We start from the raw sequence: 16,523 nt of genomic DNA, 5'->3' as shown, positions 1-16,523 counted from the left end.
TTACCGTCGTCCCTGTTCCCTCAAGGCCCGCAGTTTTCCCAGGTACGCCACCTCAGCGCGCAGCCGCTCGTTCTCCCGCCGCAACCGCTCAAGCTCCGGCAGCTCCCCAGTCGGCGGGGAATCGGGTTTCCGCGGCCTGCCCTTGGGCTTTGGCCGCAACCCGTCCTCACCGTCCATTCGATACGCCCGGACCCACTTTTGCAGCAGCTCACGGGAAGCCAAACCGGCCTCCACCGCCAACTCCGGGCCGGACTCGCCCGCGAGGAACCGCTGCACCAAGGCCAGCTTGAACTCGAAAGAGTAGGACTTCGCAGGCCTGCTCACCAGCACTCCTTGCCCATGAATCCTCCACCGCCCATACAGTGCCCTGACCGGTACCCAAGGCGCATCCAGCAACCGGGCCGCCGCCCGATAGCCGATGCCCTTCTCAAACAACGCTACAGCTGCCTCGCGCTGCGCCTCAGCCAATGAACTACGTGCACGCATAAAACTGCTCCCCGGAAGTCGGAACTGAATTTCTCAGTCCAACTTCCGGGGAGCAGTTCACATCATGTGAGGGAGCGTTTGCTGTACGTGCGCAGGTGCTGGGAGAGCGTGCGCGGTGAGGCGTCGGGATGTGAGAGAGCGTCCGCGGTGAGGCGTCAGGATGTGAGAGAGCGTTGGAAGCACGAGGGATCCCCCGGGTGACCCTTGGGGATCCCTCCGCAGCGGTCCCAATGAAAACGGCGACGGTCACCTCACGTCACGCGTGCCGCCGTCGGCGTTTCTCACCGCGTCAGACGGCATCGGTCGGGGCGGCGCGGTGATCTATCCGCGAGGTTACTTCATCGATCCGCTCAAGGGCTGCGTTGAGCTCCTGGACCGTAGCCCACAGGGCCGGATGCTGTTCCCGAACCTCCTCGAGGGTGGAGCCCGCAGATTTCAGCGAGGCGAGGTCGAAGCTCACGTTAGTGCGGGCCCCGGTCAGCGCCGCCCTCAGTGCCCCGAACGCGACGACGATATCGGCAATCAGCGCAGGATTCCCATTGGAAGCCAGCCACTCCAAGTCACCAATGGCGTCGATGGCCCGCTCACCCAGCACCGCGGATGCTTTGGCGGCGTCCACGGATGCCCGGTGTATTGCCTCTTCCCGTTCCGGCCCGGGCTCCAGCCGGAATGCGGCGCCGAAGGCCTGTGATGCGGAGGCGTCGTCATCGGCCAGCTGCAGAGCGGTTTCCCGGAGAGAACGTGACCGCGCCTGTATGCTGGCGACCTCGCTGCGCTCCTGCCCGTCAGCGTCGGTATATCCGGCCACCATGGACGTCAGTGACGCCGCGATGGCGAGCATCACGCCCGTCCCGGCACCACCACCAGGCGAACCGACGGACTCCGCCAGAGCCCGCGTCCAATCGTCAACGGTTGAGTCTTGTGTTGTTACTGCCGCAGAATCATCCATGCCACCAAGTCTCGGGCCTGCGCTGCCGATATGGCCACAACCGGACGGGAGGTTCCGGGGCGCGTGCGTGGCCCGCGCCGCCGGACCGCAGTACCGGGTGAGAGGGCGGCAGCGGTGAGAGGACGACGGCGGGAGGTTCCCGCCGTCGTCCTCTCACCTCTGCCGCCGAATGGTCAGTTCTTGACCACGTCCAGTTCGATCACGGCCCAGGACAGCGCCGGCAGGGTGGCACGGAGTTCAGAGCCACTCGCCTTCGCGTCTTCCAGCGGCTTGAGCCCGACCCTGTCCGGGCTGCCCTGGGTGTTCACTGTGAAGCGGTCCCCTTCTTCGGGGATTTCCAGGACCTCCGCCCGAAGCACCTCGCGGGCATCAAAACCCCGTAGGGCGACGTCGATCTCTGCAGCTTCCTCCAGCCCGCGGTTTGCGAGGAAGAGCGCCAGGCGGCCCGTCTCCTCATTCCAGGTCGCACTGACATCAACAAGATCGGTGCCCCCAAACCGGGCATTCTCGTACTTGTCGGAGTCAACGGAAAGGCGCAGGATCTGCCCTTTCGCCAGCTCAGCCATGCGGGCGAAGGGGTGGAAGATGGTCTGGCGCCAGGCCGGACCGTTTTCCTCGCTGAAGATCGGGGCGATGACGTTCACCAGCTGTGCCTGGTTGGCGATCTTGACCCGGTCGCCGTGGCGGAGCAGTGAGTTGAGCAGGGTTCCCACGACGACGGCGTCCGTCACGTTGTACTTGTCCTCGATGACACGGGGGTGCTCGCGCCAGCCGGCCTTGGCCACCTGGTGGGGCTGGTCCTCGGTGTCGAGGCCGCGCTGGTACCAGACGTTCCACTCGTCAAAGGACAGGTTGATGTGCTTCTTGTGTTTTCCCTTGGCGCGGACGGCATCAGCGGTGGCGATGACTGATTCGATGAAATAGTCGGTGTCCACCGCGCTGGCGAGGAAACTTCCGACGTCGCCCTCATGCTCCTGGTAGTAGGCATGCAGCGAGACATAATCGACTTCGTCGTAGGTGTGGGTCAGCACCGTCTGTTCCCAGGCCCCGAAGGTGGGCATGCGGGAGCTGGAGCTTCCGCAGGCCACGAGTTCGATGTCAGGATCCACAAACCGCATTGCCTTGGCTGCCTCCTGGGCCAGACGGCCGTACTCGTCGGCGGTTTTGTGGCCGATCTGCCACGGCCCGTCCATTTCATTGCCGAGGCACCACAGCTTGATGTTGAACGGGTCCTTGTGCCCGTTCTTAGCGCGCAGGTCCGAAAGATGGGTTCCGCCCGGATGATTGGCGTACTCCACGATCTCGCGTGCGGCATCCACTCCCCTGGTGCCCAGGTTGACGGCTTCCATGATTTCGGTGCCGGCCTGCCGGGACCAGTCCACGAACTCGTGGAGTCCGAAGGCGTTGGTTTCCAGGGTGTGCCAGGCGCCGTCGAGCCGCCGGGGGCGGTTTTCCCGGGGACCTACCCCGTCTTCCCAGTTGTAGCCGGAAACGAAGTTCCCACCGGGGTAGCGGATGACGGTGGCTCCGAGTTCCTTGACGAGCTTGAGCACGTCTTGCCGGAAGCCGTTGTCGTCGGCCTCCGGGTGCCCCGGTTCGTAGATGCCGGTGTACACGCAGCGGCCCATGTGCTCAACGAAGGAGCCGAAAAGGCGGCGGGGTACCTCCCCGATGGTGAAGTCTCGGTCCAGGGTGATTCGTGCGCGGGACATGCGGGGTATCTCCTTTAGGTTGAACAGTTCGTTGAAGTTTCTTGAAGGGGCCGGTTCACGTGCCGGCGAGTCCCGTCGTCGCCACGCCTTTGATGATCTGGCGCTGGAAGAACAGGAAAACCAGGATGAGCGGCAGGGCTGCGAGCAGTGCGGATGCCATGTTCTGTGCATATTGGATGCCGTAGGCGCTCTTGATCGTCTGCAGCCCCACCGGAAGGGTCAGGATGGACCCGTCGCTGGTGGAGATGAAGGGCCAGAGGAAGTTGTTCCATGCGCTGATGAAAACGAAAATGGCGACGGCGGCGAGGATCGGCCGGGAGAGCGGCAGGATGATCTGCAGGAAAACCCTCATCCGGCTGGCGCCGTCCATGACCGCAGCTTCCTCGAGTTCACGCGGGATCTGGTCAAAGAACTTCTTGAGCACAAACACCATGGCCGGATGGATGACCTGCGGCAGGATGACCGCCCACGATGTGTCGATCATGCGCATGGCGACCATTTGATAGAACAGCGGAATCATCAGCACCGGCGGCGGGATGATGATGGAGGCGATGATCACCGTCATCAGGACTTTCTTGCCCCGGAAGTCGATCCGCGACAGGGCATAGGCGACCAGCGCGGAGATGACCAGCGTGATCACAGTGATGGCACCTGAGGTATAGAGCGAATTCCACGTCCACAGCGGAATGTTGCCGTCCTGGAACACTTTGACGAAGGCATCCGCGGTAAAGCCCGACGGCGGGAACCAGCTGACTTCCGGTGCTGCCGCATCGGTCTCGCTCTTGAAGGCGGTGACCGTGGCCCAGGCGAAGGGAACGAGCCACAGGACTGCCAGGACCGCGGCGACCGCGGTCACGGCTGCCTTGCCGACGGTGATCTTCCTGCGGGGCTTTCGGGCCGCCGATACGGCGGCCGTGTGCGGAGCGGGGCGGGTGAGTGTCTGGGTTGCCATGGTTATGCACTCCTGCGGCGGGTGACGAAGAACTGCATGACCGAGACGATCACGATCAGCCCGAAGAAAATGTAGGAAACGGCTGCGGAGTAGCCCAGCCGGTAGCCGGTAAACCCGGTTTCGAAGATGTACTGCACCACCGGCCGGGTGGAGCCGCTGGGGCCGCCCGCCGTCATCTGGTACACCTGATCGAAAATCTTCAGTGATGCCAGGATCTGGAGGAGGACGATCATCACAGTGGTCGGCGCCAACTGCGGCAGGGTGATGGAGAAGAACTGCCGCCAGGCTCCGGCCCCGTCAAGGGATGCCGCCTCGTAGTGCTGGTGGGGGATGTTCTGCATGGCCGCCAGGTACAACAGAAAGTTGAATCCGACCGTCCACCACAGCGTGGCAATCACGATCGCCCACATGGCCACATTCGGGTCATTCAGCCAGGCCACCCTGGGCAGCCCGATCTTCGACAGGGAGTCGTTGATCAGCCCCAGCTGCGGGTTGTACATCCAGGTGAAGAAGAGCGAGACCACCGTCGAGGCGAGCAGGTAGGGAGCAAAGTAGGAGAGCCGCCACAGCCACTGCGCTGGCAGCCCGACATTAAGCAGTGCCGCCATCACCAGGGCAACGAGCACGAGGGGAACGGTGCTGATCACCGTGAAGTACAGGGTGTTGCCGAGAGAGCGCCACATGTCCGCGTCGGCGAGCGCCTCAGCGTAGTTGGCCAGGCCTATCAGGCTGTCGTTGGCACCGGTGAGGGACTTTCCGGTCATGCTCATGAACAGGCCGTAAAGGATGGGCCAGACGAGAAAGACCAGGAAGAACGCCAGGAACGGGGCGGCGAAACCCCAGCCGGCCAGGTTGTCCCTGGTGTGGCGTGGACGGGGCCGGACTGTTGTGGAGGATGCCGGGTTGGTCGGATCCTTACGGGACTGGTGCAGGCGTGATGATTCTTCACCGGCGGCGCTTTGGGATGTTGCTAAGGAACTCATCAGGGACTCCTTTGTCGCTCGGGTGGCCTCAGACCGGGTTCGGCCGGGAAAGAAGGGTGTTCGTACGGTGCACGAAGGCATCCCAGCCGTCGGCTGCCTTGTCCCGGCCAAGGAGTACGTTCTGTACGTTCTCCGCGAAGTACGTTTGCCAGTCCGAGCCGGAGCCGCTGAACCAGGACTCCGGGTCATAGGTGATGATGTCGGCGGCGTTGGCGTAGTGGATCTGCGGCGTGAGTTGCCGGTAGGCCTGTGACTGCACGACGGGCTGGAAGGCCGGAATGTGCCCGGCCTCGGCCCAGGACAGCGATCCCTTGAGGACATCGCTGACAAATTTGTACACATTGCGCCGCTTCTCATCGTCGTCGTTCAGCTGGCGGGGCAGGACGAAGGAATGCGAGTCGGCATAGGCCGCGGGGGTTCCGTAGAGCGTGGGGATCGTTGCCGCATCGACCGGCAAACCTGCCTTTTGGAGTGTGGGCAGTTCCCAGACCCCGCTGAAGAGCATTCCGGAGCTGCCCCGGGCAAATTCGGCAATGCCCGTACTGATGTCCCCGCTCTTGGCTGCGATGGTGTCGTCGAACAGGGACGCCATGAACTGTAGGGACTCGACCGCCGCCTCTCTGTCGGCCTTCATCGGTTGCCCTGGAGTGAGTTCCATGTCCACGCCGTGCTGCTTGTAAAGCGTGTAGAAGAGACGCCACATCTGGGACCCGCTGCCCAGGTAGCCAAAGGACAGGCCGTGCACTTTGGTCACTTTCTGCATCTCGCGGGCCATCCCGATGAACTCCTGCGGCGAAGTGGCCGCCTGCAGCTGTCCGTTCGGGGCGAGAACTCCGGCTTTATCGGCGACATCGGTGTTGTAGAACATCACGAAGGGATGGGAGTCCAGGGCGATGGAGAAAACCTGGCCATTCTGTTGACTTTTGTCCCAGATCCTCGGTGCGAAGCTCTGCCGCGTCACGCCATGTTCGGCCAGCAGGGACATGTCCCACGGGTCGATGAGTCCGCCCGGCGCGTAGCCCGGGACCCGGCTGGCGTGCATGATGGCCAGTTCCGGGGGACGGCCGCCGGCGGAGGCCATGGCCAACTTCGTGTAGTAGGGAGGCCCCCACGCCAGAACTGTGGGATGAACGGTGAAACCGGGATTGCCCTCGGTCGCCTTGCTGATCAATGCCTGCATCTTGATGCCGTCACCGCCGGACAGCAGATGCCAGAAGTCGATGTCCTGCATGGCGGCGTTGGCACTTCCACCGCAGCCCGTGAGGCCGGCTGCCGCGAACATGCTTCCTAGGACGGCCGAACCTGCCAGTAACTGCCGCCGGGTCACTTGTTTCCCGGCAAAAGAATCAAACTGCTTCACCCGTCACTCCTTTGGATGGGTCCGCTGAAAGTAAATCCTTGTGGCACACCACTCCTTGGGTTTGGCCGTCCTGGAAGGGACAAGCATGACCGGGTGTGACGCAGGTCCCACATTACATCGATGTAAAACACTGCACAAGGAGAAATTGTTAGCGCCAACAATTCGACCGGGAGTGTCGCCTAGCTGCGGTGCCGCCCCGGCTTAGCTGCGGGTACTGTCCCGCTCGACGATTCTGTAGTCCACGGTGGCCATCCTTTGCCCGCCCGTGCGGTCTGCCATGCGTTCCGTCAGCAGCCGCAGCGCCTCACTGGCTATGCGCCGCTTATCGAAGGCAACGGTGGTCAACGACGGCACGGCATATTGGCCGTCGGCGATGTCGTCAAAGCCTGCTACAGCCACATCATCCGGAACGCTGATCCCCCTCTTCCACAGCACACTCAGCGCTCCGATGGCCATGGAGTCGGTGAAGCAGAACAGCGCCTCCGGGAGCGGGTGCGAATCCAGATACGAGACAAGCGCGCCGGCGGCCGTCTGCGGCGTCCACTTCTCGCAAGGGATCAGCAGGGAATCGTCGCGGTCAATGCCGAGCTCATCAAGCGCCGCGTGGTAGCCGCGTGTCCGCAGGACTGCCGCGGCCGAGCTCCTGCCCTCGGCAGTTCCGAGGACCGCTATGCGACGTCGTCCGGTTCGAGCAAGTGCCAACGTCATGTCGCGGGCAGCGGCAACACTGTCCACCCACACGCGGTCGGCCAGCTTTTGGGACACTTCCCCGAGCAGGACCACCGGGGGCAGCGAAACGCCCACCTTGACGGCGCTCTCGTCCAGCACTACCGGATTGAGGATAAGGCCGTCCACGAGATTGGACCGAGCCCGGGACATGAGTTCGTATTCGCGCTGCGGATCGGATCCGGTTTCTTCGATCTGGACGCTCCAGCCCTGCTCGTGGGCAACTTCCACTACATTGTGCGCGATTTCGGCGGAGTAGGGGGTGGCCAGGTCGGGCAGTGCCAGGGCGATGACCCCTGACCTGCCGTTGCGGAGGCCGCGGGCGGAGAGGTTGGGCACGTAGTCCAGCTCGAGCATTGCCTGTTCCACCTTGAGCCTGGTGGATCCGCTGACCGGAACGACGCCGTTCATCACGTTCGAGACGGTCTTGGGGGAAACGCCCGCGCGACGCGCGACGTCCTTGACGGTTGCGCGCACTGCTCCCCTTTCAGATTCCCGGGCTCTTACGGTTCCGGACTTTCACGGTTGCCGGACTTCAACGGTTTCGAGCGAAGCCAGCCGCCCCGGGCGGCTGCTGCCTTGACTGTTGCTGATGATGTTACCTCCCACTGCGGGGATGGCGCCCGAAGTTGTTGACAGGTTCTTTGTTAGCGCTCACTGTTGAAGGATGCATCTCCACCGAAAGGCTGCAATGAAGAACTGGGCAGGAAATCTGGACTACGCGTCAACAGACGTGCAGCGGCCAGAATCGGTGGCCGAACTCGCCAAACTGGTAGCAGGCAGCAGCCGGATCAAGGCGCTGGGCTCGCGGCACTCGTTCAACCGGGTGGCGGACACTGACGGCGTGCACGTGCTGCTGGACGCCCTGCCGCAGCGTATCGAACTGACCCCCGAACGGCAGACGGTGCAGGTCAGCGGTGGCGTCAGCTACGGTGCCCTGTGCCGCGCCCTGGAAGAGTCTGGCTTGGCCATCCATAATTTAGCGTCGCTTCCCCATATCTCGGTAGCAGGAGCAGTTCAAACCGGCACTCACGGCTCTGGCGTGAACAATCCCTCCCTGGCCGGAGCGGTAGTGGGCATTGACATGGTCCGGCCCTCCGGTGAGGAGGTGTCGCTCTCCCGCGCCGACGGGGACGAGTTCCTGGGAAGCGTGGTGGGCCTGGGAGCCATGGGCATCATCACCGGCCTCGAGCTCTCCGTTACGCCGAGCTTCGGGATGCGCCAGCGCGTTTTGGAGAACCTGCCGTGGGAGCGGGCGCTGGCGGACTTCACCCAGCTGGTTTCCAGCGCCTACAGCGTCAGCCTGTTCACTGACTTCGCCGGCGATTCCATCAGCCAGGTCTGGCTCAAGGCGCTGGACTCGGAGCCCGCCGTGAATGACGTCTTTGGCGCCACGCCTGCCATGCGCCCGCGGCATCCCCTGCCCGGCATGTCAGCCGAGAACTGCACGATCCAGCTGGATCAGCCCGGGCGTTGGCTGGACCGGCTGCCGCACTTCCGGCACGAGTTTACGCCCAGCAAGGGCGAGGAACTGCAGAGCGAATTCATCCTGCCGCTACAGCATGCGCCTGCCGCGCTCGAGGCAGTCCGGAGTCTGGCGGACAGGATTGCGCCGCTGCTTTTTGTCTCTGAGATCCGGACCGGCGCCGCTGACGAGTTCTGGCTAAGCCCGTTCTACCGCCAGCAGAGCGTAGCCCTGCACTTCACGTGGAAGCCGCTGCAGCCTGAGGTGGAGGCGGTGCTGCCGCAGCTCGAAGGCGTGCTTCGGCCGTTTGGAGCCAGACCCCACTGGGGCAAGCTCTTCACGCCCGGCGGCCACTACTGGGAGTCGCTGTACCCCCGCTTTGCCGATTTCCGCCTGCTGGCAGCGGCGCACGATCCGGAGGGCAAATTCCGCAACGGGCTGCTGGACACCGTCCTCGGCGAGCCGGCAGTAAGCGCACGTTAAGCGCGGGGCCTCTGTCAGCCCTCCGCAGGCTGCCTCAACGACAGCGAGCCGGCCGTCGCCTTGGGGCGACGGCCGGCTCGCTGTCGTTTTCCGAGCGAACTCGAAGCAACTAGATGATCGCTGCGCGCAGTTCCTTGGCTGCAACGGCGGGGTCTGCAGCGCTGTAGATGGAGCCACCGACGACGGCGACGTCGGCGCCTGCACGCTGCACCGCGTTGATGGTGGAAAGGTTTACGCCACCGGCCACGGAGAACGGCACGCGCGCTTCCTCGCCGGCGCTGAGCAGCACGTCCAGGTTGTAGCCCGGCTTGGCCTGCTCATCCAGACCAGCGTGCATCTCGACGAACTTAGCACCCAGCGCACGGGCTTCCTTGGCCCGGGTCACCTTGTCTTGCACGCCGATCAGGTCAACCACAACTCCCTTGTTGTGGGCCTTCGCTGCCTTGACCGCACCAGCGATGGTGGAGTCATCGGCACCGCCGAGGACGGAGACGAGGTCTGCACCGGCCTTGAACGCGATGTCGGCTTCCAGTTCACCGGCGTCCATGGTCTTTAGGTCGGCGAAGACGATCTTGTCCGGGTGCGCGGTCTTCACCGCGGTCACGGCGGACAGCCCGGCGTTCTTCACCAGCGGGGTGCCGAGCTCGATGATGTCCACGTATTCGGCGACCTGCCCGGCGAGCTCCAGGGCGGCTTCAACGGTCAGGACATCCATGGCGACTTGCAGTTTCATAGGTGTTTCACTTTCTCTTTTTGGTGAGGCTGGTTTCAGTGGGTGTGGTCTTGGGTCAGCGGAAGGCCGCTTATTCGAGGTTCGCGTGGCGCTGCCAAAGTTCCTCGGGCGTTGCGGCGTCCTCGTCCCAGAGGCTTTGGAACACCGCTTCGGTGGTGGCAAACAGCACCTGCTCGAACAGGCTCCCCGAGTACTGCCGGGAGAGGCTAGAGCCATGGTCCGTTTTCTGCGCAGCGGGGATGATTACGACGGCGGAGGCCGCCTTCGCGAGCGGGGAACCGGCGTTCGTGGTGTACGCGGCGATCCTTGCACCCTGGGCGGCGGCAGTTTCCGCGGCCTTGACGACGCCGGCAGTGGTGCCGGAGCCGGATGCCGCCAGGAGCAGGTCGCCTGAGCGGATGGCGGGCGCGGTGATCTCCCCAACGACGTGTACGGTCAGCCCGAGGTGCATCAGCCGCATTGCCGCCATTTTCAGGACGAGGCCGCTTCGCCCCGCTCCGGTCACGAAGATCCTGTCAGCCAGCCTCAGTTCGGTTACCAGGGCTGCGACCTGCGCCGGATCGACGCTCTGGAGCACACCGCTGATTTCGTCCTGGACAAGGCTCCGGTTGCGGTCAAAGGACCGGGACACATCGGCCAGGGCGGCCGGATCGGTTTCTGAGACGACGCTCATTGGCAGGTACCTCCTTCAGGAAAGTTGTTACCTGTCCATCCTCACCCGCCTGTTGAGTGGGTCCAACGCTATGATCGGACGGTCTTAACCACCCAAAGGGGTAGGCAAATCTGCGAAACGCCGTAAACTGGGCAAGTGGTATTTCCCCTCGAAGCTTCCGAAACCGGTCGCCTTGCCCCGCTGGACGCCGGGCTGCCGGACCTGAACACGCTCGTGCTCCACGCGCAGCCGCTGCTTCAGGCAATCGCCGCAGTGTCCACTGCGACTCTGGCCACCATCGCCGCACAGCTGCGGGAGGCGACGCTCCCCTATGTCGGCAGCAGCGCCCTCATCATCTTCACCGAAGACTGCACCGGCCGGCCCCAAAAGAAGGCCGGTGACGAAGCCATCATCAGCCGCGTCTCGATCGCCGAGCTCGACAACATTCGGTCGTCCCTGGCCGAAGACGGCGTCATGGGCGACGGGGAGGCGGGCGAAGGAGCCGGGATCCCGGGTAACGGCAGCTCCAGCTCGCCCTGGCTCGGCGAGGCGGTGCTCGGCGGCAAGAAACGCCCGGTCCTGGCCCTGTCCTCACCGAGCAATGCGCTGCTGGTCCTCGCCGATCCCCGGCCCCTGCCGCATCCTGCTGACCGGGGCCCGGCGGAACGGCTGCTCCGTTACCTGTGGACACTGGCGGCGGAGCGCATCCGGGAGAAGGTGGCGGATGCACCGCCGTCGTACCTCATTGAATCCCGCGCGGCCTCCGCCGAGCGGGTGAGGGTGACGGCCGAACTCGTAGACCGGCACTCCACCACCCTCGAAACCCTCCTCGCCGCGCTGCGTTCACCGGCCCTCACCGATGGAGCCGCCCGCACGGCGGCAACCGAAACCGCCGCCAGGGCCCTGGTGGGACTCCGTACGCTCAACGACCGCACCACCGAGTTGGTGGAGGAACCGGTGTCCTCGGCATTCCAGCGCCTCCGCGACGATCTGAAACCGCTGATGCACTTCAGCGGCATCGACGTCCAGTTCATCGAGCCTCCCGTCGACGGCCGCGCTCTGCCAGGCGAAGTGGCCCATGCTGCCCGGGCGATCGTCCGGGGCCTCGTCCTCGCCATGGTGGACCAGGGTGGAGTCCACCGGATCCGTACACAATGGGATTGCGACGGCGAGAACCTGCTGGTCAACGTGCGCGACGACGGCCCGGGAGAACTGTCGGAAGAGTCACCGAACATAGCCCGCCTGGGTCACCGCGTGGAAGCCCTGAACGGCCGCATGTCGGTCGATGTGATGCCAGGCTGGGGTGCCGATGTCGCCGTCGCAATTCCCCTCGATCCGCCGGCGCGGCAGATGGCTGACGTCTCCGAATGGAAGCTCGGCGACCGCGAGCTGGAGGTGCTCCAGCTACTGGCCGCCGGGCAGCGGAACCGGGCCATCGCCACGAAACTGCACATCAGCGAGAACACGGTGAAGTTCCACCTGCGGAATATCTTCCGGAAGGTGGGCGCGTCCTCCCGCACCGAAGCCATCGCGATGGCCCACAGCAAGGGGCTGCGGTAGGCGAGATTGGTCGCGGATTATGCGTCGGCCACAGGCGAGTGGGCCACGGGCGAAAGGACTTCAGCAGATGGCGATCATGATTCGCCCGGCACATCGGTTCGAGGACATGAAGGCGGTGCTGGGCCCGAAGCGGCCGGATGCCACCGTGTGCTGGTGCCTGAGCTACCGCATTCCCTCAAGGCAGAACCTGGAGCTGCGTGGCGCCGAACGCGGGGAGTTGGTAAGGCAGCTGGTCCAGGAGGACCCGCCACCGGGGGTGCTGGCGTACGACGGCGACGACGTGGTGGGCTGGGCCGCCGTCCATCCGCGCGCGGATACGAGCTTCGCCCGAAACCGGAAGATCCCGCATGTGGACGGCCTCGACGTTTGGTCAGTATGGTGCATCCGGGTGCGGCCCGGGCACCGCGGCCGCGGCATCTCACATCATCTGTTGACGGGTGCCGTCGACTTCGCCCGGAGGTACGGCGCACCCGCCATCGAGGGCTACCCCGTGGACAACCAAGGCAGGAAGGTCGACCTCACCATGGCATACGTCGGCACACGGGCGCTCTTCGAACGTGCCGGATTCAGGAAGGCAGCGGACACGGACTCCGTGCTCAACGGCTTTCCGCGCGTGCTGATGCGCCTTAACCTGCGCTGACCTTTGACCTCGCTGCATTCTCGCTGCATTAAGGCGCTTAACGCAATGTCGGCCCCGTCACACTTCCCGGACTAGGATCAGATTGTGATTATGACACTAAACGAGAGGACGCTACGGCGGCCTTGTGGCGGATAAGCGTGCCGCAGAAATTACTCGAGAGTATGGAGCATGGCACCGAACACTGACCCTGAATCTGAGATCGAGATCGAGATCGAAGCTGCCCAGCACGGCGGCGTCCAGTCGGTAGACCGCGCCCTCGCAGTCCTGGAAATCCTGGCCCGGGAAGGTCATGCCGGCGTGAGCGAAATAGCCGAGGAAATGGGCATCCACAAGTCCACGGTTTCCCGGCTCCTGGGATCCCTCGTCAGCAGGGACATGGTCCACCAGAACAGCGAACGGGGAAAGTACCAGCTGGGCTTCGGCATCCTCCGGCTCGCCAGCTCCATCCCCGGCAGGTTGAGCTTGGTCCGCGAAGCCCGGCCTGTACTGGAGAGCCTCGCCGATGAGTTCAAGGAAACCGTGAACCTGGCCGTGCTGCGCTCGAACTACGCCGTGAACGTCGACCAGGCCATGGGCCCCTCCACGCTTGCCATGTATGACTGGGTGGGCAGCCTCACTCCGCTGCATGCCACCTCCAGCGGCAAGATTCTGCTGGCTGCGGTGTCCGTGGACGAACGCGACAGGATCCTCAAGGAGACGGGGCTTCCCGCCCGCACGCCGCTGACCATCACCGACAGGGACAAACTGGAAAAAGAGCTCCTGAAAATCTCCCATGACGGCTACTGCGTGAACCGTGAAGAGTTCGAGATCGGGCTCAACTCGATGGCGGTCCCGGTGTACAACCACGTTGGAACAGTCATCGGCGCCATCAGCATCTCCGGGCCTGCCTTCCGCTTCGACCCGGAAAAGACGCCGGGGCTTCTGGAGGCACTGAAAGAGGGCGGGCTGCAGATCAGCGCGAACATGGGGTACACGCGGCGATGACCCCGGGCGGTGGCCCGGGGTCATCGCTGGTGTTTGGTTGGAGGGTTAGGGGTGCGTGGCTTTAATAGCCGAGGCTTTAGGAGACCGGGGTTGGGGTCTCTCTGCGCTGCAGGGTTTCGGCCCGTTCCTCCAGCGGCGGGGTGTCCTGGGTGAGGCCCAGCAGTGCCTCTCCGGAGAGCTGGACATCGCCGACCTTCTCCTGGACCCAGTCGTGGAAAGCGCCGATGTGGTGTTCGCTGGGCACGAGCACGCCGCCCTTGGCGTAGGACTTGGAGGCCATGCCCGGCTGGCAACGCTCGCAGGCATCAAAGTCCTGCATGTTCACCCGGTGGAACAGCTCCACCGAGGCGCTGACATCCTTGCCGGACTCCACCACGGAGGGCAGGTACAGCCAGTCACATTCGACGATCGTGTGGTCCGCGGACATCGGGAACATGCGGTGGATGATCACGTGGTCCGGAACCAGGTTCACGAACACGGTCGGCTTGATCGTGATCGCGTAGTAACGCCGGTCCTGATCCTCGCCCACACCCGGGATGACATCCAGGCCCTCGGAGCCGTCCACCGTGAAGCCCTTGATGTCCTCACCGAACTCCGCGCCGTGGCCCACGAAGTACTGCGCGGCCAGCCCGTCAGCGAACTCCGGCAGCACCTCGGTCAGCTCCGGGTGGATCGTCGCGCAGTGGTAACACTCCATGAAGTTCTCAATGATGAGCTTCCAGTTCGCCTTCACGTCATACCGGATCCGCCGGCCCAGGGCCAGGTTCGCCACGTCGTACCCGTCAATGGCGTGCACATCGCCCAGACGCTCCTCGATCGCGCCCATGACGTCCTCTTCGAAGGACGGCGGCTCCTCGGCCAGGCACACCCACACATAGCCCAGGTATTCGCGGATGTGGACCTTGGACAGGCCGTACTCATCCCGGTCAATGTCAGGCATCTTCGTCAGGTTCGGCGCCGCGATCAGCTTGCCTTCGAAGTCATACGTCCACGCGTGGTACGGGCACTGGAAGTTGCGTGCCGCTTCACCCTTTTCCTCCATGCACAGCTTCACCCCGCGGTGCCGGCAAACGTTGTAGAACGCACGGATCTCACCCTTGCGGGTCCGCGAGATCAGCACGCTCTCCCGCCCCACCTGCACCGTCTGCCACGCCCCGGGCTTCTCCAGATCCGCCGAACGGATCGCGCAGAACCACATCTGCTCGAAAATACGCTCCTGCTCCGCCCGGAAAATAGCCGGATCCGTATACAAATGACCCCCCAGGGTCGGGATCAGACTCGGCGCGCTTACCTCAACAGACAATGTGTACTCCTCACAACGGCACTGACTAAGTGCGTAAAAACTGGTGCATTAAAGATTGGTTTAGCAGGGCATGATGGGGCTAGGTCGCAGCCAGAACCAAAGTGGGCTTGGCCGCCGGCTTCACTGTTGAAGGCGCCAGGCTTCGGCGCCACTTGGTGAAAAGGCGGGGCTGGTTCATGCCCAGGACCGCCACGGCGTCATCGCCGCGGTAGTACACGGCAACGAAGCTGTGCTCCTGGGGATCACCTGTCTCTATTTCGACCCGATCGTAACCGGCGGAGTGCCCGGCGAACTGAATCTTAACGCCGTGCTGATCGGACCAGAAGTAAGGAGGCTTCAGTGGCTGTTCCGGGGCGTTGCTGTCCAAGAGGGCCTGAACAGCCAGAGCCGCGCGCTCCAGGGCGCCGGTCCAATGCTCTACCCGGCGGTGGATTCCGGCCGCAGGGTCGAACCACGCGGCACAGTCACCCACCGCTACGATCCCGGGAACATTGGTTCGGCCCATGGCATCACAAACGACGCCCGGATTCAGCTCAACCCCGGAATCGGACAGCCACTCGGTATTTGGCTCGGCGCCGATGCCTACAACGACGACATCCGTTTCCAGGTGACGTCCATCCGCCAGCGTGAGCCCGGAAACGGCGTCTTCGCCCGTATGGAACTCTTGGATGACGGCACCGCAGATCAGATTGACGCCTTTGGCCAGGTGCAGCCTGGCGACGACGTCGCCCATGTCCCGACCTAGCTGTGCTGTAAACGGAACTGGTGCGTTATTGATCATGGTCACCTCCATGCCGCGGGAGGCAGCGGCGGAGGCGACTTCAGCACCGATGAAACCGGCGCCGATGACAGTCATTCGGGCCCCCGGCACCAGCCTTGACGCCAATCCCTGTGCATCGGCGATGGTCCGAAGGTAAAAAACGTTGTCAAGCCCCTCCAAGGCCGGAAGCTTCCGGGCTCGCGCGCCTGTGGCTACCACGATGCCGTCGGCGCTGACCGAGCTTCCGTCGCGCAGCCGGACTGTCCGTGAAGCTGCGTCCAAACCGACCGCCCCACCCCCTAGAAGCCACTCCGCCTGCAACCCGTCGTCGTCTGTCTCCAGCAGGAGGTCTTCCGACGTTACGGTGCCGAGCAGAAAGTCCTTGGACAGCGGCGGCCTGTCATAGGGACGGTGATGCTCATCGCCAATGATGACCAGCCGTCCAGTGAAGCCTTGGGCGCGGGCGGCCCTGGCGGCAGAAAGCCCGGCCAGGGAGGCTCCGACGATCGCAAGCGTCTGCATAATTCCCCACTTCTAATTGCCTTATACGCAACATGAATCGCTATATGCAACAGAGTGAGGCATGCCACAGTGGGCTGTCAACCCGCGCGGTCGCAGAGGAAAATGGGCCGTAACGGCGGAAGTGAGCCTTGACATTCCACTGTGACGAAGCGCACTCTGTTGCATAAGGCGAACCCTGTTGATCCTTCTGGAACAGAAGGGAACATGGCCCGAGATTCCCACCCCGGATAAAACAAGTTCTCATCGCCGTTTG

15 protein-coding genes are annotated in these 16,523 nt (G+C 63.8%); 4 read left to right on the top strand and 11 right to left on the bottom strand.

Features of this window, described 5'->3' with window-relative positions; translation table 11 throughout:
- The 7 genes from M1E01_RS02730 to M1E01_RS02700 form a co-directional block, all read right to left on the bottom strand.
- Positions 1–486: a helix-turn-helix domain-containing protein gene (locus M1E01_RS02730; RefSeq protein ID WP_457971454.1), complete on the bottom strand. Its 486-nt coding sequence runs from the start codon at positions 484–486 to the stop codon at positions 1–3.
- 289 nt (positions 487–775) lie between these two features.
- Positions 776–1,435, bottom strand: a complete 660-nt coding sequence (locus tag M1E01_RS02725) for a cyclodeaminase/cyclohydrolase family protein (protein ID WP_457973573.1) — start codon at positions 1,433–1,435, stop codon at positions 776–778.
- Positions 1,436–1,608: 173 nt separating this feature from the next.
- The gene (gene arfA / locus M1E01_RS02720) at positions 1,609–3,147 is read right to left on the bottom strand and encodes an arabinosylfuranosidase ArfA (protein WP_457973572.1); all 1,539 of its coding nucleotides are present in this window, start codon (positions 3,145–3,147) and stop codon (positions 1,609–1,611) included.
- A 55-nt stretch (positions 3,148–3,202) separates the two neighbouring features.
- Positions 3,203–4,099: a carbohydrate ABC transporter permease gene (locus M1E01_RS02715; RefSeq protein WP_457973571.1), complete on the bottom strand. Its 897-nt coding sequence runs from the start codon at positions 4,097–4,099 to the stop codon at positions 3,203–3,205.
- 2 nt (positions 4,100–4,101) lie between these two features.
- Positions 4,102–5,082 (bottom strand): carbohydrate ABC transporter permease, encoded by a 981-nt coding sequence (locus M1E01_RS02710; RefSeq protein WP_457973570.1) that lies wholly within the window; start codon positions 5,080–5,082, stop codon positions 4,102–4,104.
- Positions 5,083–5,110: 28 nt separating this feature from the next.
- A complete protein-coding gene (locus M1E01_RS02705; RefSeq protein ID WP_457973569.1) occupies positions 5,111–6,442 on the bottom strand; it encodes an extracellular solute-binding protein in 1,332 nt (443 codons plus the stop codon).
- A 201-nt stretch (positions 6,443–6,643) separates the two neighbouring features.
- Positions 6,644–7,645 carry a LacI family DNA-binding transcriptional regulator gene (locus tag M1E01_RS02700; protein WP_457973568.1) on the bottom strand — a complete coding sequence of 334 codons (1,002 nt, stop codon included), beginning with the start codon at positions 7,643–7,645 and terminating at the stop codon, positions 6,644–6,646.
- Between the two features lie 214 nt (positions 7,646–7,859).
- Here M1E01_RS02700 and M1E01_RS02695 point away from each other — a divergent pair, with 214 nt between their 5' ends.
- Complete coding sequence (locus M1E01_RS02695; protein WP_457973567.1) at positions 7,860–9,116, top strand: D-arabinono-1,4-lactone oxidase; 1,257 nt, start codon at positions 7,860–7,862, stop codon at positions 9,114–9,116.
- A gap of 109 nt (positions 9,117–9,225) precedes the next feature.
- Here the strand turns inward: M1E01_RS02695 and hxlA are convergent, their stop codons facing one another.
- A complete protein-coding gene (hxlA, locus tag M1E01_RS02690) occupies positions 9,226–9,849 on the bottom strand; it encodes a 3-hexulose-6-phosphate synthase (RefSeq protein ID WP_457973566.1) in 624 nt (207 codons plus the stop codon).
- Positions 9,850–9,919: 70 nt separating this feature from the next.
- Entirely contained in the window at positions 9,920–10,522 is a 603-nt protein-coding gene (gene hxlB, locus M1E01_RS02685; protein ID WP_457973565.1) for a 6-phospho-3-hexuloisomerase, read from the bottom strand.
- Between the two features lie 201 nt (positions 10,523–10,723).
- Between hxlB and M1E01_RS02680 the strand changes: the two genes are divergently transcribed.
- The 3 genes from M1E01_RS02680 to M1E01_RS02670 all read left to right on the top strand — a co-directional run bounded on the left by M1E01_RS02680 (position 10,724) and on the right by M1E01_RS02670 (position 13,685).
- Positions 10,724–12,061, top strand: coding sequence for a LuxR C-terminal-related transcriptional regulator (locus M1E01_RS02680; RefSeq protein ID WP_457974840.1), 1,338 nt, complete (start codon positions 10,724–10,726; stop codon positions 12,059–12,061).
- A 67-nt stretch (positions 12,062–12,128) separates the two neighbouring features.
- Positions 12,129–12,701: a GNAT family N-acetyltransferase gene (locus tag M1E01_RS02675; RefSeq protein ID WP_457973564.1), complete on the top strand. Its 573-nt coding sequence runs from the start codon at positions 12,129–12,131 to the stop codon at positions 12,699–12,701.
- A 168-nt stretch (positions 12,702–12,869) separates the two neighbouring features.
- Entirely contained in the window at positions 12,870–13,685 is an 816-nt protein-coding gene (locus M1E01_RS02670) for an IclR family transcriptional regulator (protein ID WP_457973563.1), read from the top strand.
- Positions 13,686–13,761: 76 nt separating this feature from the next.
- On the opposite strand, the gene M1E01_RS02665 is transcribed toward M1E01_RS02670, so the two are convergent.
- Together M1E01_RS02665 and M1E01_RS02660 are read right to left on the bottom strand one after the other, a co-directional pair.
- Entirely contained in the window at positions 13,762–14,988 is a 1,227-nt protein-coding gene (locus tag M1E01_RS02665; protein ID WP_457973562.1) for an aromatic ring-hydroxylating oxygenase subunit alpha, read from the bottom strand.
- Between the two features lie 79 nt (positions 14,989–15,067).
- Positions 15,068–16,270, bottom strand: coding sequence for an NAD(P)/FAD-dependent oxidoreductase (locus M1E01_RS02660; RefSeq protein ID WP_457973561.1), 1,203 nt, complete (start codon positions 16,268–16,270; stop codon positions 15,068–15,070).
- Positions 16,271–16,523: the final 253 nt, after the last annotated feature.

Source organism: Arthrobacter sp. D1-17, from assembly GCF_054130535.1.
The sequence above is the reverse complement of the archived record's forward strand: the minus strand, read 5'-3'. Positions and strand labels throughout refer to the sequence as shown.

What these genes read in the sequence shown, in the direction of transcription:
- M1E01_RS02660 (WP_457973561.1), bottom strand. Translation starts at nt 16,270, where the DNA reads ATGCAGACGCTTGCGATCGTCGGAGCCTCCCTGGCCGGGCTTTCTGCC.
- arfA (WP_457973572.1), bottom strand. Translation starts at nt 3,147, where the DNA reads ATGTCCCGCGCACGAATCACCCTGGACCGAGACTTCACCATCGGGGAG.
- M1E01_RS02675 (WP_457973564.1), top strand. Translation starts at nt 12,129, where the DNA reads ATGGCGATCATGATTCGCCCGGCACATCGGTTCGAGGACATGAAGGCG.
- M1E01_RS02715 (WP_457973571.1), bottom strand. Translation starts at nt 4,099, where the DNA reads ATGGCAACCCAGACACTCACCCGCCCCGCTCCGCACACGGCCGCCGTA.
- M1E01_RS02730 (WP_457971454.1), bottom strand. Translation starts at nt 486, where the DNA reads ATGCGTGCACGTAGTTCATTGGCTGAGGCGCAGCGCGAGGCAGCTGTA.
- M1E01_RS02710 (WP_457973570.1), bottom strand. Translation starts at nt 5,082, where the DNA reads ATGAGTTCCTTAGCAACATCCCAAAGCGCCGCCGGTGAAGAATCATCA.
- M1E01_RS02695 (WP_457973567.1), top strand. Translation starts at nt 7,860, where the DNA reads ATGAAGAACTGGGCAGGAAATCTGGACTACGCGTCAACAGACGTGCAG.
- M1E01_RS02670 (WP_457973563.1), top strand. Translation starts at nt 12,870, where the DNA reads ATGGCACCGAACACTGACCCTGAATCTGAGATCGAGATCGAGATCGAA.
- M1E01_RS02725 (WP_457973573.1), bottom strand. Translation starts at nt 1,435, where the DNA reads ATGGATGATTCTGCGGCAGTAACAACACAAGACTCAACCGTTGACGAT.
- hxlA (WP_457973566.1), bottom strand. Translation starts at nt 9,849, where the DNA reads ATGAAACTGCAAGTCGCCATGGATGTCCTGACCGTTGAAGCCGCCCTG.
- hxlB (WP_457973565.1), bottom strand. Translation starts at nt 10,522, where the DNA reads ATGAGCGTCGTCTCAGAAACCGATCCGGCCGCCCTGGCCGATGTGTCC.